Below are 20,188 nucleotides of genomic sequence, written 5' to 3' on the forward strand. Positions count from 1 at the left end.
GTGCTTGAGTGACAAACATCAATCAGCCACTTGATTATCATGAGGTCATGATCTTCACAGAGCGCGAAATCGAGTACCTCGACGGTCAGCGGATCGGGCGGCTCGCCACACTCCAGCCGGACGGCACGCTCCAGGTGAGTCCGGTCGGGTTCCGCTACAACCGTGAGCTGGGAACGATCGACATCGGCGGGCGCGACATGGCGGCCAGCCGCAAGTTCCGCAACGTGCTGGCCAACGGCAAGGTGGCGTTCGTCGTGGATGACGTCCCGTCCGTCGACCCCTGGCAGGTGCGCTGCCTGGAGATACGCGGGTACGGCGAGGCGCTCACCGACCCCGCCGACTCGAAGGCCCCGCTTTCCGGCCCGATCATCCGCGTGCATCCGCGGCGGATCATCAGCTTCGGTGTCGACCCCGGCAACCCCGCCGCCGGCAAGCGCGACGTCGCCTCACGATGACCTCGACCGGCGGTGGACCTCGTCCACCCGCTCGGTGAGGCCTCCGCGGTCGAGATGCTCAAGCAGCGGCACCGCGACCCGGCGGCTGGTGCCGAGCGCGCTCCTGGCCTGGCTGACCGTGAACGGCTGCGGCAGCCGGGCCAGCAGCGCCGCCGCCCGCGCGTCGGCCCCGGGCGCGAGGACCACTCCGTCGGCCACGCGCAGCAGCGCCCCGGCGCGTACGGCGGCGGCGAGCTCCCGCGGCCCGAGCCCCAGCTCGGCCAGCCGCCCGGCCTCCGGCGCCTTGAAGGGAGCCCCGGCCAGGTCGTCCAGCAGGGTCCGCACCGCGCGGGCGACCGGAGCGGGCAGCCCCGCCGCCCCCGCCGGGACGCGGCCCGTCGTGGTGATCCGCCCGTCGGCCACCGCCAGCGGCGGCCGTACGAGCGCCGCCACGAGCCTGCGGTCGGGCAGGCGGAGCTCGTGGCGGGCGGCCTCCACCGGCATCCCGGGCTCCAGCGGGTGATCGGCCGCGTACCGCCGTACGACCTCCGGGAGCCGGGCGGACAGCGCCGACCAGTGATCGGGGTCGACGTGCCAACCGGCGGCCACCGGCCGTCCCCCGGGCGGGCAGCCCATCGCGACCAGCTCGCCCTCGCGCAGCAGCAGGTGCGTACGCAGCAGGGAGGCGGCGTCCACCGACGCGTCCGCCAGCGCCCTGGCCCGCTCCCTGGCCGCCCCCCGGCGGCGCAGCTCCGGAGGTCGCACGTCGAGGACGGTCGCCCGCGCGAGCACCCGCAGCTCGCCGTGCCCGCGGCCCGGGTCCCGCAGCAGCAGCGCGTCTCCCAGGTGCAGGGGAAGCGGCCGGGCCAGGCGCAGCCGGGCCGCCGTCCCCTCGGCCTCGGCGGCGAGGGGCCGCACCTCGCACGGCACCGACGCCGAGCCGATGTGGGCGGTGAGCCGCGCGGGAAGCGGCCCGCGGGCGCCCACCGCCATCGTCACGCGCACGTCGACCAGGTCCGTCGCCGTCCAGGCGCCGGGCGTGACGAGGGCGCGGCCGCGTTCCGGCGCGACCCGCCCGCGCAGGTTGAGCGCCACCCTCGCGACCCCGGTGACCGACTCGACGTGCTCCTTCAGCGACTCCAGGGCGCGCACCCGCACCGGCTCCCCGTCCAGCTCCAGCTCGTCGCCGGCCTCGACGCGACCGGCGGGCAGCGTGCCGGTCACGACGGTCCCGCTGCCGCGCACGCTGAACACCCGGTCGATCCACAGCCGCACGGGAGCGTGCGGATCGGGCGCGGGCAGCGCCGCCACCAGCCGGTCGAGGGCGGCGCGCAGCCCGTCCAGGCCCTCGCCGGTGCGCCCGCTCACCGCCAGGGCCTCCACCGGGCCCAGCCCGGCCTCCGCCAGCCGATCCCGCGCGTCCTTCAGCGCGGGCGCGGGGTCACCGAGGTCCGCGCGGGTGACGGCGAGCAGGCCGTGCCGTACGCCGAGGGTGCGCAGCGCGACCAGGTGCTCCTCCGACTGGGGCATCCACCCCTCGTCGGCGGCGACGACGAACATCACGGCGGGCACCGGGCCGACCCCGGCGAGCATCGTGCCGAGAAACCGCTCGTGCCCGGGCACGTCGACGAACACCACCCGTTCCCCGGAGGGCAGCGCCGTCCAGGCGTAGCCCAGCTCGATCGTGAGGCCGCGCCGCCGCTCCTCCTCCAGCCGGTCGGGCTCCATCCCGGTCAGCGCACGCACCAGCGTCGACTTGCCGTGATCGACGTGCCCCGCCGTGGCCACGACGTGCATCAGCCGGCCGCCCTCAGGACGGCCTCCAGGACCTCGCCGTCCCGCTCCGGCGGCACGGCGCGCAGATCGAGCAGCAGGCGGCCGCCCTCGACCCGGCCGACGACCGGCGGCTCGCCCCGCCGCAGCGGTACGGCCAGCCGCTCCGGCAGGCTCACGGCCACGCTCGGCAGGCGCACGCCGGGGGCCCCGCCCCCGCCCACGGTCGCGTCCGCGGGCACGGCCGCCGCGTCCACGCGCGCCTGGCACATCGCCTTCGCCAGCGCCTCGGCCCGCTCGCCGAGGATGAGCGGATCGGCGTGGAGCGCCTGCCGTACGGGAGGCTCCGGGCCCCGCAGCGTCGCCTCGAGCGCGGCCAGCGTCAGCTTGTCCACCCGCAGCGCCCGCGCGAGCGGGTGCCGCCTGAGCCGTTCGACGAGGTCGCGGCGGCCGAGCAGGAGGCCCGCCTGCGGACCGCCGAGCAGCTTGTCGCCGCTCGCGGTGACCAGGTCGGCGCCGGCCCGCAGCACGCTCGTCGCGTCGGGCTCCTCGGGCAGCAGCGGATCACGGTCGAGCAGGCCGGACCCGATGTCGACGACCACGGGCACGCCCAGCCCGGTCAGCTCGGCCACCTCGACCGAGCCGGTGAAGCCCTCGACGCGGAAGTTCGACGGGTGGACCTTCAGCACGAACCCCGTGTGCGGCCCGATCACGTCCCGGTAATCGGCCAGGGCGGTGCGGTTGGTCGTGCCCACCTCGCGCAGGCGCGCGCCGGTGGACACGAGCAGGTCGGGGATGCGGAAACCGTCGCCGATCTCGACCAGCTCACCCCTGCTGATCACGATCTCCCGCCCGGCGGCGAGCGCGGTGGCGGCCAGCACGAGGGCGGCGGCGTTGTTGTTGACCACGTGCACGCCCTCGGCGGCGGGCACGGCCCGCGCGAGCGCCTCGACCGCGCCGCGCCCGCGGCGTGCCCGTGCCCCCGTGGCCAGGTCGAACTCCACGTCCGTCGCCCCCGCCGCCACCGTCACCGCCTCGACGGCGGCCGGGGACAGCGGCGCACGGCCCAGGTTCGTGTGGAGCAGCACGCCGGTCATGTTGAGCACGGGACGCAGGCTCGTGGCGTGACGTGGCAGCGCCGCAAGCGCGACGCCGGCGACGTCCTCCGGTTCGATCTCGCCCTGCCGTACCCGCTGCTGCGCCCGCGCGACCGCGTCCTTGACCACCGGGCGGCCGAGCCGCCCGATGGCGGCGGCCAGCCGCGGATCGGCCAGCACGGCGTCGGTGCGCGGCACCCGCCTCCGTGGATCCACACTTCAAATTACAGCGACGGCGCACGGCCCGCCCCGCAGGGCGGGCCGTGCGCGTCGGGCGCGCCGACCGGGGGCACGACGGCGCGCCGGCTTGTCGGCTCTGGCAGCGGACGGGAGACGTGGCCTGCACCGCCGGCTTGTCCGTCCGGCGCCCCTTTCGTCGTTCGTGAACGACGCGGTCATGCTGTCCGGTCCGGCTTGGAGATCGCTTGACATCGTCTTGCAACTCGGGCCACAGCACGTCATTGACACGACCCGAGGCGGATCTTACGGTGCTGATGTTCGCATGTGAGGAAGCAGTTCATATATGTGACCGATAGGAGTCCGCGATGTCGCCCCTGCCCCCCTTGATCGGCCGACGGCAGGCGCTGGCCGGCGCCGCCGCGATCCTCGGCCTCGTGGTCGCGTCACCCGCGCGCGCCGCGCACGTGCCCCCCTTCGGCCGGTACGGCTCGCCCCGCCGCCGGCTGAACGACCGGACCCTCTACGTGGACGGCCGGGGCCGGGGGGACCACACCACCGTCCAGGCCGCCGTCGACGCGACGCCGGACTCGCCGGCCGGGGGCTGGACACTGGTGATCGCGGCCGGGACGTACCGGGAGACGGTCCTCGTGCCGCAGGCCAAGACCGGCCTGTGCTTCCTCGGGGCGACCGGCGACGCGCGCGACGTCGTGATCGTCTACGGCAACGCGGCCGGCACGCCCAAACCGGAGGGCGGCACGTACGGCACCAGCGGCAGCGCCACCACCACGATCCAGGCCGACGGCTTCACCGCCGCCCACGTCACGTTCGCCAACGACTGGCTGCGGGCCGACCACCCGGAGATCACGGCCACCCAGGCGGTGGCGGCGAAGGTCATGGGCGACCGGTCGTACTTCGAAAGGTGCCGGTTCCTCGGCCACCAGGACACGTTGTACGCCGACACCCGCACCCTGGCGTCCTTCGCCCGGCAGTACTTCCGCGAGTGCCACATCGAGGGGGACGTCGACTTCGTCTTCGGCCGCGCGACCGCCGTCTTCGAGCGGTGCGAGCTGACCACTCTGGCCAGGGACGCGACGTTCCGTCCGTACGGCTTCGTGTTCGCGCCGAGCACGGCGGCCGCCAACCCCCACGGCTATCTGGCGGTGCACTGCGTGATCGACGGGACGGCGGCCGACGCGTCCTTCGGCCTGGCCCGGCCGTGGCGGCCAAGCAGCGACCCGACCGCCCTCCCGTCACTGGTCGTCCGCGAGACCCGGATGGGGCCCTCGATCGACGCGGCCACGCCGTACGTGGACATGAGCTCGGGCTACCACTGGCAGGACGCGCGGTTCGGCGAGTTCCACAACACCGGCCCGGGCGCCGCGGTCCCCGTCCCCGGGAACCGTCCCCAGCTCACTCCTCGGCAGGCCGCCGAGCACACCCCCCGCGCCTACCTCGGCGACTGGCGCCCCGGCCCCGCCCTGCTCCCCCGCCCGTCCGGACGCTGACCTCGCGCCGACGCGTCGGAGGGCGGCGACCCGTCACTTCGCTGTCAGCGCCCCCGGAGCGGCCCTCCGCTTATCGGCCGAGCGCCTCAGCCGTCGGACTGCTCGGACTCTCGCGGCTCGACGAACAGGTCGTCGGTACGGGTGACGGTCAGGGCGCGCCGCATCCATTCGTCGAGCAGAGCGAGGTCCGTGCACGTCTCGATGAAGACGCGGTCGTAGTCGGAGACGGCGATCCCCCGGGCTTCCAGGACGGTCAGCACCGCCCTCGCCTCGCCCTCTGCCCGTCCCCGTCTGCGACCTTCCTCGCGACCTTCCTCGCGCCCCTCCTCGCGACCGGCTTCGAGACCGGCTTCGAGGCCCTTCCCGTAATGCTGACGGGCGAAAGGGCTGTAGACCGGCCAAGTGGTGGTCTCCATGATTTTCTCCATGATGTGTCTGGCGGCCTGCGAAGCGAGTCGGTATTCGTATTCATAGTGTTGCGCAGCGTGATCGTCCGGCAGCTCGCGTCCGCTGCTTGCCCGAGTCCTCGCGCTGCTGGACCTCCACGATGATCGCGTGTAGAGGATCATGCTGGGCCCCTACCGTGATCACCGTGTCCGGATACAGATCGGTCGAGGGACGATCGTTCAATTCGTTGCCCACCAGCTGCACCGGCAGCCCACCCGGCAGATCAAGGTCCAGCCGGTCGCGAAGCATCTCCACCGCGAACTGCGGCCTGTGCCGGAACAGCGCGTTGAGTGTGTCATGCAGGGGGACGGCATGACACGGTATGTCATCAATCAATCACGAATAGTAAACACGGAACTAACCCGGCCGCCCCCGGGTGAACGCTCCGGCGGTGCCAGCGGAATCGGGCGAAGTGACGTGTCGAGGCCGGGGCGAGCGGAGGTGGACGGGAATCGAACCCGCCAGGCCGAGGACCTCGGCCTCGTCGGTTTTGAAGACCGCGGGGACCACCAGGCGCCCACACACCTCCAGGGAGAAACCTAGCCGCAACGGGGTAGGGAACCTCCCGACGCCCCCGGTGTGGCGCGGCGGACGAACGACGACCCGGAGCGGGGGCGGCATGACCGAGACGGCGGAGCGGGCCGAGATCCGGCTGACCCAGCAGGCGCACGGCGGCGGCTGCGCCTGCAAGATTCCGCCGGGCGAGCTGGAGAGCATCGTGGCCGGGCTCGTGGCTCCCGGCCCGTCCGCGTACGGGAACGAGCTGATCATCGGCTTGGACGACGGCGACGACGCGGCCGTGGTCAGGATCGAGGGCGGCCGGGCGGTCGTCGCCACAGCGGATTTCTTCACCCCCGTCGTGGACGACCCGTACGACTGGGGACGGATCGCGGCCGCCAACGCGCTCTCCGACGTGTACGCGGTGGGCGGCGAACCCGTCGTGGCGGTGAACCTGCTGGGGTGGCCCAGGGAGAAGCTGTCCATGGACCTCGCCGGGCAGGTGCTGCGCGGGGGCCTGGACGTGGCGCGGGCGGCGGGCTGCCACGTCGCGGGCGGTCACAGCGTGGACGACCCCGAGCCGAAGTACGGCATGGCGGTAACCGGCCTGGCCGACCCGGACCGGCTGCTGCGCATCGACGCCGGCCGGCCCGGCGTGCCGATCTCCCTCACCAAACCGCTCGGCGTCGGTGTGCTCAACACCAGGCACAAGGCGACCGGCGAGGTGTTCCCGCAGGCGATCGAGGTGATGACGACGCTCAACCGGGACGCCTCCCGGGCGGCGCTGGCGGCCGGGGCCCGGTGCGCGACCGACGTGACCGGCTTCGGTCTGCTCGGCCATCTGTACAAGCTGGCCAGGGCGAGCGGCGTCACGGCGGTGGTCGACGTGGCGGCCGTGCCCTACCTGGAGGGGGCGCGGCAGGCGGTGCACGACGGCTACGTCAGCGGCGGTACGCGCCGCAACCTGGAGTGGGTGCGTCCCCACCTCGACCCGGCCGGGTACGCGGAGGAGGATCTGCTCCTGCTGGCCGACGCCCAGACCTCGGGCGGCCTGCTGGTCGCCGGTGTGGTTCCCGGCGCGCCCGTCGTCGGCGAGCTCGTCCCGGCAGAGGCCACCGCGATCCGCCTCGCCTGACAGCTCCCGATGTCCGGGGCGGTGGTGAGGTGGTAGACCCGGGACATGCGACCTGAGCCCGGTGAGGTGCTGCATTTCTCCGAGGACCCCGGAATCACGCGGTTCGTCCCGCATGTGGCGGCCACCGCGCGGCAACCGGAGGCCTACGTCTGGGCGGTTCCGGCCGAGCGCTGCCCCGACTACTGGTTTCCCCGCCGATGTCCACGCGCCATGGCCTGGACGACCCCGGCGACCACGGACGACGACCGGGAACGCGTCATCGGCCCGGGCTGCGGCGAGCGGGTGCACGCCATCGAGTACGGCTGGCTGGAGGCGTTCCTGACCGTCCGCTTGTACGCCTACCGCTTCCCGGCGGAGCGGTTCGTCCCGTTCGGCGAGCCGGTGCCGAACGCGGTGGTCGCGACCGAGCCGGTCGAGCCGCTCGGGCCGCCGGAGCCCGTCGGCGACCTGCTGCGGCTGCACGAGGAGGCCGGCATCCAGCTCAGGCTGCTGGACAACCTGTGGCCGTTCTGGGACGCGGTGACCGGCGGTTCCCTGGGCTGGAGCGGCATCCGCCTCCGCAACGCCCGTCCCCGGCCCGCGTCACGCCGACCCGCCGGCTAGCGGCCGGGGACGGAGGCGGGGCGGCCGGCGTCCACCCGCTCACGCTGCGGGACGACGGTGTACCTGGGGTCCTCGGCGGAGGCCCGGCCCGCCTCCAGCACGCCGAACCGGGTGCACAGGGCCCCGGCCGTGATGGCGAGCCCGGACAGGGCGGTGAGGGCCCGGCTGCGCCCGGCGACCGTGGCGAGCAGGCCGCCGCCCAGCGTGAGCACGCGGGACGCCCGCATGAGCCTGCCCGCCCTGCCCCGCCGGTACGGCTCGCCGACGAGCCCGAGACGGCGCTCCAGCAGCCCGCCCGCGACGATCTCGGCCATCGCGCCCGCCGCCGCGGCCGCGCGGGCGGGCGCCGCCTGCGCCCGGGGTGTCGTCAGCATCAGGGCCGCGCCCGCGGAGGCGAGCGCGCTCCCCGAGAACAGGAACGGCAGCTCACGCCTCCCCTCGTGCCAGGCGGGAACGGCGGTGTCGGCCAGCAGGACGGCCGTGTAGGTGGCCATCGCCACGCCGCTCAGGCCGCTCGCCACCGACGCGGTGCCACCCGCGAGGGGCAGCAGGCCGGTCACCGCGGAGCCCACCGCGATGCCGGTCAGCCCACTGTGGGCGGCCAGCGTCCAGGACCCGACGCTCATCGGCGAGGTGAACTTGAACACCCGCAGCATGTTGAGGAAGCGCATGGGACGACCCAGCTCGGCCACCAGGAAGACGGTTCCGGCGCCCGCCCCGGCGAAGGCGGCCATCCGGGCGGCCAGTTCCAGCCGGTCCCGACCGGTGAGGCGGGCGGCCGCCGCCATCGCGCCCGCCGCGCCGGACAGCCCGCCCAGGTAGAGGTACGCCGGCATGTGCGGCTCGTGCCAGATGGGCCGCTTGACGACCGGCTGGCCGTAGTACGACCGGAACTCGGCGTCCGGCACCATCTCGTCCCGGCGCCTCGGCATCAGATCCTCCCCACTGAAGCGGTCACGTCCTTGTCCGTACGAAACAGGCGGCGACGCCGGCGGCGAGGGCGAGCGCCGCGCCGCCCGCCCAGCGCCACATCGCCGGCAGGTCGCGCGTGGTCACCACGGGATCCGGCGGCAGGCCGTACGTCTCCGGCTCGTCGAGCAGGAGGAAGAACGCGCCCGTGCCGCCCACCCCGTTGTCCGGGCTCTCGCCGTACAGCCGGGCCTCGGTCACGCCCTCGGCGTGCAGCCGCTCGACCCTCGCCTCGGCCCGCTCCCGCAGCTCGTCCAGCGGCCCGAACTGGATCGACTTCGTCGGGCACGCCTTGGCGCAGGCGGGCTCCATTCCGCCGCGCAGCCGGTCGTAGCAGAGCGTGCACTTCCAGGCCCTGCCGTCGTCCTGTCTGCGGTCGATCACGCCGTACGGGCAGGCGGGCACGCAGTAGCCGCAGCCGTTGCAGACGTCGGACTGGACGACGACGGTGTCGAACTCGGTGCGGAACAACGCGCCGGTCGGGCAGACGTCGAGGCAGGCGGCATGCGTGCAGTGCTTGCACACGTCCGACATCATCAGCCAGCGGCCGTCCTGCTCGACGAACGCGACGTGCCTCCAGGTGCTCGCGCCGAGCGCGCCCGTGTTGTCGTAGGAGGTGGCCCGGAACACGAACCCGTCGTCGGGCACGTCGTTCCACTCCTTGCACGCCACCTCGCAGGCCTTGCAGCCGATGCAGATGGACGTGTCGGTGAAGAACCCCACCCTCTCAGCCATCGCGATACCTCTCGATCAGGTCGAGCAGGGCCCTGCCCCGCGGACGGCGGCCCGGCAGGACGTCGCAGGTGCCGGCCTTGCTCTCCTGGATGTAGACGTTCGGGTCGAGCACGATCGACGACAGGTCGTTGACGACGTCCCCGGTGATCACGCCGCCGCTGCTGTACCCCCAGTGGTACGGCATGATCACCTGGTGGACGGCCTTCCCGTTCAGGCGCAGCGGGCGCACCCGGCCGGTCACGAGCACCCGCAGCTCGATCGCGGTCCGCGCGGTGACGATCGTCGCCCAGTCGCCGTTCTCCAGCCCGACCTCCTCGGCCATCTCCCGCGACACCTCGCAGAACGCCTCCGGCTGGAGCTCCGCGAGGTACGGCAGGGGCCTGCTCATGGCGCCCGTCGTGTGGTGCTCGGTGAGCCGGCTCGTGGTGTAGACGTACGGGAACCGGGGCGACAGCGCCGGGTTGTACGGGTTCTCCGGCCGGTCGACGGTCCGGCGGGCCGGGTTGGCCTGCTGCCCGTACAACGCGTTGCGCACCGGCGACTCGTGCGGCTCGTAGTGGGCGGGCAGCGGCCCGTCGGACAGACCGGACGGCACGTACAGCCAGCCCTTGCCGTCCGACTGCATGATGAACGGGTCGGTGCCGGCCAGCGCGTGCTCGGCCTTGGCCCCCTCCGGCGGCCGGTAGTCCGGCGCCTTGTCCTCCTCGAAGTCCGGCACGTCGGGTCCGGTCCACCGGCCCTTGTCCGCGTCCCAGTAGACGTACTTCTTCCGCTCGCTCCACGGGCGGCCCTGCGGGTCGGCCGAGGCGCGGTTGTAGAGGATGCGCCGGTTGGCCGGCCAGGCCCAGCCCCATTCGAGCGCGACCGGTCCCTGCTCGGTGTGCGGCGTGCGGCGCGCCGCCATGTTGACGCCGTCGGCGTACACCCCGCAGTAGATCCAGCAGCCGCAGCTCGTCGAGCCGTCGGGCTTCAGCTCGCGCAGCGACGCCAGCAGGCGGCCGTCGGCGGCCGTACCGTTGATCTCGCGCAGGACGGCCTCGGCGTCGGGATCGCGCTGCTCGCCGATCTCCGGGTAGTCCCAGGTCAGCTCCATCACCGGCCGGTCGATCTCGTCGCCGCCGAGGCGCTGCCTGATCCGCTTGCCGAGGTGGTGGTAGAACCACAGGTCGCTGCGGCAGTCGCCCGGCGGGTCGAGGGCCTTCTCCCGCCACTGCAGCAGCCGCTGCGTGTTGGTGAAGGTCCCCTCCTTCTCCACGTGGCTCGCGGCCGGCATGAAGAAGACCTCGGTGCCGATCTCCTCGGTGCGCAGCTCGCCCGTCTCGATCTCGGGCGCGTCCTTCCAGAACGTCGCGGTCTCCACCAGCATGAGATCGCGGACCACCAGCCAGTCGAGGTTGGCCAGGCCCAGCCGCTGCGCCTTGCCGTTGGCCGAGCCGACGGCCGGGTTCTCGCCCACGACGAAGTAGCCCTTGACCGTGCCGTCGATCTGGCCCATCACGGTCGCGTAGTGACCGTGGTCGCCGGTCAGGCGCGGCAGGTAGTCGAAGCAGTAGTCGTTGTCCTCGGTCGCCGCGTCGCCCCACCACGCCTTGAGCAGGCTCACCATGTACGCGCGGCGGTTGCCCCACCAGCCGGTGTCGGCGCCCTCCTGCTCCAGGTAGTGGTCGAGGCCGTCGTGCCGGTGGGCGTGCGGCATCGCGATGTAACCCGGCAGCAGGTTGAACAGCGTCGGGATGTCGGTGGAGCCCTGGATGCTGGCGTGGCCGCGCAGGGCCATGATCCCGCCGCCCGGCCGGCCCATGTTGCCCAGCAGGAGCTGCAGGATCGAGGCCGCCCTGATGTACTGCACGCCGACCGAGTGCTGCGTCCAGCCCACCGAGTAGACCCACGCCGTGGTCCGCTCCCGGCCCGAGTTGGCCGTGATCGCCTCGGCCAGCTCGTGGAACCGCTCCGGCGGGATGCCGCACAGTTCCTCGACCATCTCCGGTGTGTAGCGGGAGTAGTGCCGCTTGAGGATCTGGTAGACGCAGCGCGGATGGGTCAGCGTCGGGTCGCTCGGCGGAGACGCGCTCGCGCCCGCGCCGCGCGCGCCGTAGGAGTCGGACCCCGCCGCCTCCGCATGACGCTTGCCGCCCTCGGTCAGCTCCTTCTCCTCCGGCACGTCCCCCTCGTACGCCCAGGTCGACGGGTCGTACCTGCCGGTCTCCTCGTCGAAGCCGGAGAACAGGCCGTCGAGGTCCTCGGTGTCGCGGAAGTCCCGGTTCACCAGGGTCGCGGCGTTCGTGTACGCGAGGACGTACTCCCGGAAGTCGAGCCCGTTCGACAGCACGTAGTTGATCAGCGCGCCGAGCAGCACGATGTCGGTGCCGGCGCGGATCGCCAGGTACCTGTCCACGGTCGCGCTGGTCCGGCTGAAGCGCGGGTCGATGTGGAAGACCTTCGCGCCGCGCTCGCGTGCCTCCATCACCCACTGGTACCCCACCGGATGGCACTCGGCCATGTTGGAGCCCTGGATGACGATGCAGTCAGCGTTGGCCAGGTCCTGCTGGTACTGGGTCGCGCCGCCACGCCCGAAGCTGGTCCCCAGACCGGGGACGGTGGAGGAGTGTCATATGCGCGCCTGGTTCTCGACCTGGATCGCGCCGAGGGCGGTGTAGAGCTTCTTCATCAGGTAGTTCTCTTCGTTGTCGAGCGTCGCCCCGCCCAGGCTGGCGATGCCCAGAGTCCTCCTGACCTCGTGCCCCTCGTGCGTCTGCTGCCAGGTCTCCCGCCGGGTCCGCACGACCCGGTCGGCGATCATGTCCATCGCGGTCTCGAGGTCGAGCGGCTCCCACTCGGTGCCGTACGGCCGGCGGTAGAGGACCTTCGTCTGGCGGCCGGGATGGGTCACGAGCTGCTTGCTGGCCGATCCCTTCGGGCAGAGCCGCCCACGGGAGATCGGCGAGCCGGGGTCGCCCTCGATCTGGGTGACCTTGCCGTCCTTGACGTAGACGAGCTGGCCGCAGCCCACGGCGCAGTACGGGCAGACGGAACGCGCGACGGTCTCGGCGTCCTCGACCCGGGGCCGCAGGGCGTCCGTACGCGCCGAGCGCGCCGCCCGCCCCCTGCCGTCCTCTCCCTTGAGCTGCCGGATCACCGGCCAGCGGGAGAGCCATCCACCACCCACGACGGCTGTCCTGCCCCGGCCGCCGCGCCCTAATCACGGGAAATCGCCGGTTTGGCGAGTGGTGACCGCCCGCAGGTAGCCGCGGGCGAGGGCGCGCCGTCCCGACGAACGGTGCAGCTCTCCGAGCAGCCGGCGGGTGGCGGCCTCCCCGCTCCTGTCGCCGAGCTGCCGGAAGATCGCCAGCGAGCTCTCCAGCCGGGCCGAGCCGTGCCGCCAGTCGCCTCTGGCCGCCTGGAGCCCGCCCAGGCCCTGCATCGCGTACGCCGCGCAGTGCCGGTCGCCGAACCCCTCGAATATGGTCAGCGCGCGGCCCTGGGCGCGCATCGCCCGGCCGGTCTCGCCCGCGAGGTCGTGCAGGCGGCCCATCTGCAGCGACACGCAGCCCTCCCGGTGGGCGTCGCCGAGCTCCCGCGCCATGCGCAGCGCGCCGCCGAGCCAGTCCGCGGCGCCGGTCAGGTCGCCCGTGCTCAGGCAGGTGCGCCCGAGCGCCTGCCTCGCGTACGCCTCGCCCGACCGGTCGTCCAGCGACACGAACATCCCGAGGGCCCTGCGGAAGTGCCGGGACGCGGCGGCCGGATCGCCCCGGAACTGGCCGACCGCGCCCAGCCCGCAGACCGACACGGCCTCACCCCTGACGTCCCCGAGCGCGCGGAAGATCACCCGGGAGCGGCGGAACATGTTCGCCGCCTGGGCGTACCTGTCCCGGTAGAGGGCCACCTGGCCGAGCCCCCGCAGCATCGCGGCCTCACCCGCCCGGTCTCCGGCGGCGCGGGCGGCCTCCAGGGCGACGCGGTGGGTCTCCTCCCAGGCCCCGGGGTGACAGCGCAGGTCGAAATACGGCACGAGCGCCGCCGCCAGGCCCCAGGCGGCGCCGGCCAGCCCCGCGTCCGCGGCCAGCCGTACGGCCTCGACCAGGGTCTCGTGCTCGGCGCCGAACCAGGAGACCGGGTCGGCGGCGACCCGGCGCAGGGCGTCCTCGGGCAGCCGCCAGCGCCGGGCGGCGGGCGAGGCCAGGCGGAAGACCGTGGTGGGCAGCCGGGCCGTGGCGTGTTCGGCGGCGGCCGTCCAGCCCGCGAGCACGCGTGCCAGCGCGGGCATGTCCACCTCCCCCGCCTTGTCCCTGGCGCCGACGCGCAGCAGGTCGGGCAGCCGGTAGCGGGGCTGGCCGAGGGGGTCGGTCCCGACCGGGCGCAGCAGGTTCGCGTCGACCAGCTCGTCGGTCACGTCGTCGCTGCGGTGCCGGTCGAGCACGGCGTCGACCACCCAGCCGGGCAGCGGGCGGGTGCCGAGCAGGCCGAGCGCGCGGAACGTGCGCGCGGCGTCGTCCGGCAGCAGGCGGTAGCTGCGGTCGAAGGACTCCCGCACCTCCAGGTCGCCGGCGCGCAGCTCGGCGAGCCTGGCCGTCTCGTCGTCGAGCCGCTGGCGCAGCACGGCCGGGGACCAGCCGGGGCGGGCCGCCAGCCGGGCCCCGGCCACCCGGATCGCGAGCGGCAGCCGGCCGCAGGCCCGCACGATGGCGGCGGCCTCCTCCGGCTCCCGCCTCAGCCGCTCCGCGCCGACGATGGCCGTCAGCAGCCGCAGCCCCTCGGCCTGCGGCAGGACGTCCAGGTCGATCCGGGCGGCGCCGGGCAGTTCGGTGACGCGCCGCCTGCCGGTCACGACGACGGCACTGGCGCCGCCCGGCAGCAGCGGCCGCACCTGAGCGGCTCCGGCCGCGTCGTCGAGCACGACGAGCATCGGCCGTTCGGCGAGCAGCGTGCGGTAGAGCGCGGCGCGCTCGTGGACGGTGGGCGGCGGCGGCTCGGCCGCGCCCAGCGCGCGCAGCGCCTCGGCCAGCAGCTCCCCCGGCCCGGGCGGCGACCCGGCGGCGTCGTCGGGCGGCGCGGTGCCGCCCAGCGACAGGAAGAGCTGGCCGTGGGGATACGCCTCGCGGACGGCGTGCGCGCACCGCACCGCGAGCGCGGTCTTGCCGACGCCCGGCGGCCCGGTGACGACCGCGACCCCGCCGGGGGCGAGCGCCCGGGTCAGCGCCGCGACCTCGGCGGCCCGCCCGGTGAAGTCCACCAGGTCCGGCGGCAGCTGGCGCGGCACGACCAGGGCCCTGCCGTCCGGCGGGCCGGGGACCGCCGGCAGCACCGGGCCGGCGGGCGAACCGGCCTCGCCGGGAGACCACGTGGCGCCGGGAGAAGCCGGAGCGGCTGCGAGCGCGGGGGCGGTGAGGAAACCGGGCGGCGCGGGCGGGCGCGGGGGCGGCTCCCCGGCGAGCACGGCCTCGTGGGCGCGGCGCAGCTCGGGCCCCGGCTCGATGCCGAGCTCGTTCACGAGCTGCTCGCGGATCGCCGTGAAGGCGTGCAGCGCCTCGCCCTGCCGCCCCGACCAGTGCAGGGCCAGCATGAGCCGGCGCCACAGGTCCTCGCGGAACGGGTGGTCGGCGAGCAGTGCGCGCAGCTCCCCGGCCGCCTCGCCGTACTCCCCGGCCGCCATGCGCAGCTCGACCAGGTCCTCGGCGGCGCGCAGCCGGGCCTGGGCGAGCCGGTCGAGCCGGCGGTCCCACAGCGGGCTGCCGGGCAGGTCGGCCAGCGGGACGCCCTGCCACAGCGCGAGCGCCCGCGCCAGCAGTTCCGCCGCCTCGTCCGGCCGCCCCCGCGCCCGGCACTCCCGGGCGGCGGTCACCCGCTCCTCGAACAGCAGCAGGTCGAGCTCCTGCGGCGGCAGCTCGATGGCGTACCCCGCGCCGACGGCCCGGATGCGGGCCGGGGTCCTCGCGAGCTCGGCGCGCAGGGCGCTCGCGTACGTGCGGAGGTTGGCCGCCGTCGAGCGCGGCGGATGGTCCGGCCACAGCACCTCGGCGAGCTCGCCGCCGCCGACCGTGTGACCGGTGTGGAGGAGGAGGGTGGCCAGGAGCATGCGGGGTTTCCGGCCACCGAGCCGTGGTGACGCCCCCGGCAGGCGGACCTCCAGCGGACCGAGCACGCTGAACATGGGCTGATCGACTGTCATGACCGCGTTGCTCCTCGAAGGACCGGTTCGCCATGACTCGCCCACCCTTTGTACCGACTCTTGATGTTTTTTGTGCGGTGGATTCCGACTCTTTTGGGTCATGAGACTCAAATCGCTTGTCACGACGGGCCTCGCGGTGGTCCTCGGCCTCGCGTTCGGCGCCGCCACCGCCCCGGCGGCCTCCGCGGCGGGTCCGCGCCCGGACTTCCAGATGCCGTTCCCCTGCGGCCAGGTGTGGACCGGCAACTCCAGCGCCAGCAGCGCCCACCAGTCGTACGAGATCGACTTCAACCGGGGCGGCACGGCCGACGCGGACCTCGGCGACACGGTCGTGGCGGCGGCGGCCGGCACGGTCGTCATCTCGGCCCACCAGGGCTCGACCAACGGCTTCGGCAACCTCGTGAAGATCGACCACGGCGGCGGGTGGTCCACCTACTACGCCCACCTGCGCGTCCGTTCGGTGAGCCAGGGAGCGCACGTCTCCCAGGGCCAGAAGATCGGCGAGGTCGGCAACACCAGCAAGCCCGGCAACAACATCGCGCCGCACCTGCACTACGAGGTACGCACGACCGACACGTCCTACCCCGCCAACATCCAGAAGGCGGTCTTCAACGGGGTCACCTTCGGGTACCCCGCGCAGACCGTCACCTCGCACAACTGCGGCGGCGGCTCGGCCAACCCCTACACCCCGCAGGAGGTCTGCGGAAGCGGCTACTCGGTGATCGACTCGGCCGCCCTCGGCACGGCGGGCACGGTCTACCTGCTCTACAACTCCGGCAACGGCTACAACTGCGTGGTCACGCTGAAGAAGACCTCCCTCGGGACCGCCACCGCGACCAGCGCCTACCTGGAGGTCCAGGGCAGGAGCCGGGTGACCGACTCCGGCGACTACGGCTACTACGCCGGACCGGTCCGCGCCTCGGCCGCCGACACCTGCGTCAAGTGGGGCGGCAGGGCGGGCTCGGCCGGCTACGACAGCCCCTTCGAGCACTGCGGCTGACCGCCATGACCGAACCCCTGGTCGTCCGCGTGTCCCGACGCACGGCCCTGACCGCCGCCGGCGTCGTGACGTTCCTGCTGTGCCTTGCCGGGTTCGTTCCTGCCGGGTTCGTCCCGGCCGGGCCGGCCTCGGCCGCCGAGGGCCCGCTCGCCACCGCCTTCACGCGGGCGGCGGCGGACCACGGCGTCCCCCGCGACCTGCTCGTCGCGCTCGCCTACGCCGAGACCCACCTCGACGGCCACGACGGCAGGCCGAGCGCGAGCGGCGGGTACGGCGTGGCGCACCTGGTCAGCAACCCCACGCAGCACACCCTGGAGGAGGCGGCGCGGCTCACCGGCGTCCCGGTCGCCTCGCTGAGAACCGACGACGCGGCCAACGTCGCGGGCGCGGCGGCCGTCCTGCGGGCCAGGGCCGACGCCCTGGGCCTGGACGCCGCCGCCCGCGCCGACGCCGGACGTTGGTACACCGCCGTCGCGCGGTACGGCGGGGCGAGCGCGCCCGAGGTCGCCCGGTTGTACGCGGACGCCGTCTACGAACTGCTGTCGGCCGGGTTCACCGCGCGGACGCCGGCGGGTGAGACGATCACCGTCGCCGCCCGCCCGGTCGCCCCGGACCGGGGAGCCCTCGCGGGCGCCCGCGACCTGGACCGGCCGGACAACCGCACGCTCGCCACGGCGGCCGTCGACTACCCCGGCGCGACGTGGGTGGCGGCGAGCACCGCCAACTACGCGGTGTCCGACCGGCCGGCGAGCGACTCGATCGACCGCATCGTCATCCACGTCACTCAGGGCTCGTACGCCGGGACGATCTCCTGGTTCCAGAACCCCGCCGCGCAGGTGTCGGCGCACTACGTCGTACGGTCCTCCGACGGCGCGGTCACCCAGATGGTGCGGGAGAAGGACCGGGCCTGGCACGCGGGCAACTCCGACTACAACCACCACTCGGTCGGCATCGAGCACGAGGGCTACGTGGACGACGCGTCCTGGTTCACCGACGCGATGTACCGCTCCTCGGCCGCCCTCGTCCGCTCCATCGCCAATCGGTACGGCATCCCCAAGGACCGGTCGCACATCGTGGGACACAACCAGGTCCCCGGGAGCAACCACACCGATCCCGGGCCGCACTGGGACTGGAACACGTACATGCGGTACGTCACGGGCGGCGGCGGGACCGGCAACCCGTACACGCCGGAGCAGGTGTGCGGCGCGGGCTACTCCGTGATCGACTCGGCCGCCCTCGGCACGGCGGGCACGGTCTACCTGCTCTACAACTCCGGCAACGGCTACAACTGCGTGGTCACGCTGAAGAAGACGTCGCTGGGCACGGCCACCGCGACCAGCGCCTACCTGGAGGTCCAGGGCAGGAGCCGGGTGACCGACTCCGGCGACTACGGCTACTACGCCGGACCGGTCCGGGCGGCCGCGGCCGACAAGTGCGTGAAGTGGGGCGGCAAGGCCGGGTCGTCCGGCTACGACAGCCCCTTCGAGCACTGCGGCTGACCGCTTCCGGCGGCGTCCCGGGGCCCTCGCGCGCCGCACCGCGCGGGGGCCCTCCCGCATGGACTGGGAGATTTCTGAGAGCTTGGGCTCCGCGGGGTGTAGAGCCCGCAGGGCGGGCATTAAGGGCCTGATCCGGCACCTTCGTGGGCGGCTCATGCCCGCGGGGCCCACCCTCACCCAGAGGACATCGATGAGCGACCAGCCGCCCGAGTGGGCGAGAAATCTTGAGAAAGCGGCGATCGAGGCGGCCAGGGCCGTCGAACGCGCCGGCCGTGCCCTCGGTAAGGCGGTGGAGCAGGCACAGCGCACCGCCAAGGCCCAGGCGGCGATGGCGGCCGCCTACCAGGCGGACCTCGAGGCGCTGGAGAAGGTGCTTCGGGCCCTTCCCGCCGAGCAGGTCAGGGACATCTCGGCGGCCGCGGCGGTGGTGACGGCGACCGCCGACCAGGTGCTCACCCAGACGCCGAAGGACGACCGGTAGGGCGTACGGCCCGCAGGCGTTCTCGCGGAACCGGCGCCGGTTGTCCACAGCCTGTGGACGACCGTACGGCCCCTCGACCAGGCCCGCAGAGGTGGGCCGCCCCGGCGCGCGGGCCCGGTGGCGCACCTCACGCGGGTGGCCCTTCCGGCTTTTAGTGTCACTCCCATGAACACGCCAGAACTCGGAGGAATCGCCGGGTGGGCGATGGAGCTCACCGAAAGCCTGGGCGCGCCGGGCGCCGGTGTGGCGATCGCCCTGGAGAACCTGTTCCCGCCGCTGCCCAGCGAGATCATCCTGCCGCTGGCGGGGTTCACCGCGTCGCGCGGGGACATGAGCCTGGTCGCCGCCCTCCTGTGGACGACCGCGGGCTCCGTCGTGGGCGCGCTCGCGCTGTACTGCGTGGGCGCGCTGCTCGGCCGGGAACGCACGCTGGCCCTCGCGCGGCGCCTGCCGCTGGTCAAGACCGCCGACATCGAGAAGGCGGAGGCGTGGTTCGCCCGGCACGGTGTCAAGGCGGTGTTCTTCGGGCGCATGGTCCCGGTCGTCCGCAGCCTGATATCGGTCCCCGCCGGCGTGGAACGCATGCCGATCGGCACCTTCCTCCTGTTCACCACGCTCGGCAGCCTGATCTGGAACACCGTGTTCGTGCTGGCGGGTTACCTGCTCGGCGAGAACTGGCACCTCGTCGAGGAGTACATGGGCATCGTGTCCAAGGTGGTCGTGGCGGCCGTCGTGCTCGTCGTCGTCCGGTTCGTGGCCGTACGGCTGCGAGAACGGCGTGGCCGGCACCACGACGTCCGCTGACCGGCCGCTTCCCGCCCGGGGACGGGCCGGCGCGCCGGCCGGGCACGAGACTCGGCCGGCGCGGCGCGTCGGCGGGGTGTGCTAACCCAGGTGCCGTGCGAAGAACCGCAGCGAGCTGCCGGTCTCGAACTCGGGTATCTCCCCGTGCTTGCCGGGGTTGGCGTGCAGCGTCTTGCCTGCCGACCCCAGAGCGTCGAACAGTGCCAGGCCCCGGGCCCGGGGCACCTGGTCGTCGTCCCACTGGAGCAGGAACCGCACCGGGACGGTGACCCGGGCGGCGGCCTCTGCCAGCCCGTCCACGCCGAGCAGGCCCAGCACCGCCGCGCGGACCCGGGGCTCCGCGGCGACGAAGGGGAGACCGAGCCCGCAGCCCATCGACATGCCCCAGTAACCCACGGGGCCGGCGCCGACGACATCGAGTTCCCGCACCGCGGTCAGGACCGCCTGCCATTCCGGGACGGCCTGACCGGCCAGGAACGTGTGCATGGCGGCGAGGCGCGGAGCGACGTCCCCACCCTCGGCCATGGCGGCCCGCAGTTCGGCCAGGACCCGGATGAATTCCTCGGTCTTCGGCCGGTCGCCGTGGCCCGGCGCGTCCACCGCGACGACCGCGAAGCCGCCCTCGGTGACGAAGCGGTGCGCGCGGGCCACGATGCCCGGGGCTTTCTTGTGCTGCCCGCCGCCGTGACCCATCAGGATCAGGGGCCGAGCCCCGGCGGCGCCTTCCGGCGTCCACAGCACACCGGGGATCTCGCCGAGGATGAACAGCTGTTCGGTGACGCCGTCGGACGACGTCCGGGAGATGAAGCGCAAAGCGTTACACGCCTTTCGGGATGCCTTCTTCGGGCGCTCCCTAGACCAT

Annotated in this window: 17 protein-coding genes and 1 tRNA gene; 8 read left to right on the forward strand and 10 right to left on the reverse strand. The window is 73.7% G+C overall.

What is annotated here, in order from left to right; translation table 11 throughout:
* Positions 1-47 precede the first annotated feature (47 nt).
* Positions 48-455, forward strand: coding sequence for a PPOX class F420-dependent oxidoreductase (locus AAH991_RS09200; RefSeq protein ID WP_346225333.1), 408 nt, complete (start codon positions 48-50; stop codon positions 453-455).
* Here AAH991_RS09200 and selB read toward each other — a convergent pair.
* The gene (gene selB / locus AAH991_RS09205) at positions 447-2,231 is read right to left on the reverse strand and encodes a selenocysteine-specific translation elongation factor (RefSeq protein ID WP_346225334.1); all 1,785 of its coding nucleotides are present in this window, start codon (positions 2,229-2,231) and stop codon (positions 447-449) included. The genes AAH991_RS09200 and selB overlap by 9 nt on opposite strands.
* Positions 2,231-3,520, reverse strand: coding sequence for an L-seryl-tRNA(Sec) selenium transferase (gene selA / locus AAH991_RS09210; RefSeq protein WP_346225335.1), 1,290 nt, complete (start codon positions 3,518-3,520; stop codon positions 2,231-2,233). Before selA ends, selB begins: the two co-directional genes overlap by 1 nt.
* 329 nt (positions 3,521-3,849) lie before the next feature.
* Between selA and AAH991_RS09215 the strand changes: the two genes are divergently transcribed.
* On the forward strand, positions 3,850-4,989 hold the full coding sequence (locus AAH991_RS09215; protein ID WP_346225336.1) for a pectinesterase family protein: 1,140 nt from the start codon (positions 3,850-3,852) through the stop codon (positions 4,987-4,989).
* Between the two features lie 86 nt (positions 4,990-5,075).
* Here AAH991_RS09215 and AAH991_RS09220 read toward each other — a convergent pair whose 3' ends face one another.
* The 3 genes from AAH991_RS09220 to AAH991_RS09230 form a co-directional block, all read right to left on the reverse strand.
* Entirely contained in the window at positions 5,076-5,405 is a 330-nt protein-coding gene (locus tag AAH991_RS09220) for a hypothetical protein (protein WP_346225337.1), read from the reverse strand.
* Between the two features lie 52 nt (positions 5,406-5,457).
* Complete coding sequence (locus tag AAH991_RS09225; protein WP_346225338.1) at positions 5,458-5,772, reverse strand: hypothetical protein; 315 nt, start codon at positions 5,770-5,772, stop codon at positions 5,458-5,460.
* Between the two features lie 100 nt (positions 5,773-5,872).
* Positions 5,873-5,965 (reverse strand) — tRNA-Sec (locus AAH991_RS09230).
* A gap of 90 nt (positions 5,966-6,055) precedes the next feature.
* Here AAH991_RS09230 and selD point away from each other — a divergent pair.
* Both selD and AAH991_RS09240 read left to right on the forward strand, forming a co-directional pair.
* Complete coding sequence (gene selD / locus AAH991_RS09235) at positions 6,056-7,069, forward strand: selenide, water dikinase SelD (RefSeq protein WP_346225339.1); 1,014 nt, start codon at positions 6,056-6,058, stop codon at positions 7,067-7,069.
* A gap of 45 nt (positions 7,070-7,114) precedes the next feature.
* Complete coding sequence (locus AAH991_RS09240; RefSeq protein ID WP_346225340.1) at positions 7,115-7,672, forward strand: DUF6886 family protein; 558 nt, start codon at positions 7,115-7,117, stop codon at positions 7,670-7,672.
* Here the strand turns inward: AAH991_RS09240 and nrfD are convergent.
* Genes nrfD through AAH991_RS09260 form a run of 4 tightly spaced genes read right to left on the reverse strand, consistent with a single transcriptional unit; the run spans position 7,669 to position 15,542 of the window.
* Entirely contained in the window at positions 7,669-8,604 is a 936-nt protein-coding gene (gene nrfD / locus AAH991_RS09245) for an NrfD/PsrC family molybdoenzyme membrane anchor subunit (RefSeq protein ID WP_346225341.1), read from the reverse strand. The genes AAH991_RS09240 and nrfD overlap by 4 nt on opposite strands.
* 22 nt (positions 8,605-8,626) lie before the next feature.
* Positions 8,627-9,376, reverse strand: a complete 750-nt coding sequence (locus AAH991_RS09250) for a 4Fe-4S dicluster domain-containing protein (RefSeq protein WP_346225342.1) — start codon at positions 9,374-9,376, stop codon at positions 8,627-8,629.
* Positions 9,369-12,542, reverse strand: coding sequence for a formate dehydrogenase (gene fdh / locus AAH991_RS09255; protein WP_346225343.1), 3,174 nt, complete (start codon positions 12,540-12,542; stop codon positions 9,369-9,371). Before fdh ends, AAH991_RS09250 begins: the two co-directional genes overlap by 8 nt.
* Before the next feature lie 33 nt (positions 12,543-12,575).
* A complete protein-coding gene (locus tag AAH991_RS09260; protein ID WP_346225344.1) occupies positions 12,576-15,542 on the reverse strand; it encodes an AfsR/SARP family transcriptional regulator in 2,967 nt (988 codons plus the stop codon).
* Between the two features lie 100 nt (positions 15,543-15,642).
* On the opposite strand from AAH991_RS09260, the gene AAH991_RS09265 reads away from it, so the two are divergent.
* From AAH991_RS09265 to AAH991_RS09280, 4 genes are all read left to right on the forward strand, one after another.
* Positions 15,643-16,542, forward strand: a complete 900-nt coding sequence (locus AAH991_RS09265) for a M23 family metallopeptidase (protein ID WP_346225345.1) — start codon at positions 15,643-15,645, stop codon at positions 16,540-16,542.
* A 5-nt stretch (positions 16,543-16,547) separates the two neighbouring features.
* On the forward strand, positions 16,548-18,041 hold the full coding sequence (locus tag AAH991_RS09270; RefSeq protein WP_346225346.1) for an N-acetylmuramoyl-L-alanine amidase: 1,494 nt from the start codon (positions 16,548-16,550) through the stop codon (positions 18,039-18,041).
* A gap of 190 nt (positions 18,042-18,231) precedes the next feature.
* Positions 18,232-18,522, forward strand: coding sequence for a hypothetical protein (locus AAH991_RS09275; protein WP_346225347.1), 291 nt, complete (start codon positions 18,232-18,234; stop codon positions 18,520-18,522).
* Positions 18,523-18,687: 165 nt separating this feature from the next.
* The gene (locus tag AAH991_RS09280) at positions 18,688-19,326 is read left to right on the forward strand and encodes a DedA family protein (RefSeq protein ID WP_346225348.1); all 639 of its coding nucleotides are present in this window, start codon (positions 18,688-18,690) and stop codon (positions 19,324-19,326) included.
* A gap of 81 nt (positions 19,327-19,407) precedes the next feature.
* Here the strand turns inward: AAH991_RS09280 and AAH991_RS09285 are convergent, their stop codons facing one another.
* Entirely contained in the window at positions 19,408-20,139 is a 732-nt protein-coding gene (locus tag AAH991_RS09285) for a dienelactone hydrolase family protein (RefSeq protein WP_346225349.1), read from the reverse strand.
* Positions 20,140-20,188: the final 49 nt, after the last annotated feature.

It is taken from the genome of Microbispora sp. ZYX-F-249, from assembly GCF_039649665.1.
In the GTDB taxonomy this organism is placed as follows: Bacteria; Actinomycetota; Actinomycetes; order Streptosporangiales; family Streptosporangiaceae; genus Microbispora; species Microbispora maris.

Bases quoted from the DNA above. Each gene is read 5' to 3' on its own strand.
- AAH991_RS09200 (WP_346225333.1), top strand. From the start codon at position 48: ATGATCTTCACAGAGCGCGAAATCGAGTACCTCGACGGTCAGCGGATC.
- selB (WP_346225334.1), bottom strand. From the start codon at position 2,231: ATGCACGTCGTGGCCACGGCGGGGCACGTCGATCACGGCAAGTCGACG.
- AAH991_RS09215 (WP_346225336.1), top strand. From the start codon at position 3,850: ATGTCGCCCCTGCCCCCCTTGATCGGCCGACGGCAGGCGCTGGCCGGC.
- AAH991_RS09220 (WP_346225337.1), bottom strand. From the start codon at position 5,405: ATGGAGACCACCACTTGGCCGGTCTACAGCCCTTTCGCCCGTCAGCAT.
- selD (WP_346225339.1), top strand. From the start codon at position 6,056: ATGACCGAGACGGCGGAGCGGGCCGAGATCCGGCTGACCCAGCAGGCG.
- AAH991_RS09240 (WP_346225340.1), top strand. From the start codon at position 7,115: ATGCGACCTGAGCCCGGTGAGGTGCTGCATTTCTCCGAGGACCCCGGA.
- nrfD (WP_346225341.1), bottom strand. From the start codon at position 8,604: ATGCCGAGGCGCCGGGACGAGATGGTGCCGGACGCCGAGTTCCGGTCG.
- AAH991_RS09250 (WP_346225342.1), bottom strand. From the start codon at position 9,376: ATGGCTGAGAGGGTGGGGTTCTTCACCGACACGTCCATCTGCATCGGC.
- AAH991_RS09260 (WP_346225344.1), bottom strand. From the start codon at position 15,542: ATGACAGTCGATCAGCCCATGTTCAGCGTGCTCGGTCCGCTGGAGGTC.
- AAH991_RS09265 (WP_346225345.1), top strand. From the start codon at position 15,643: ATGAGACTCAAATCGCTTGTCACGACGGGCCTCGCGGTGGTCCTCGGC.
- AAH991_RS09270 (WP_346225346.1), top strand. From the start codon at position 16,548: ATGACCGAACCCCTGGTCGTCCGCGTGTCCCGACGCACGGCCCTGACC.
- AAH991_RS09275 (WP_346225347.1), top strand. From the start codon at position 18,232: ATGAGCGACCAGCCGCCCGAGTGGGCGAGAAATCTTGAGAAAGCGGCG.
- AAH991_RS09280 (WP_346225348.1), top strand. From the start codon at position 18,688: ATGAACACGCCAGAACTCGGAGGAATCGCCGGGTGGGCGATGGAGCTC.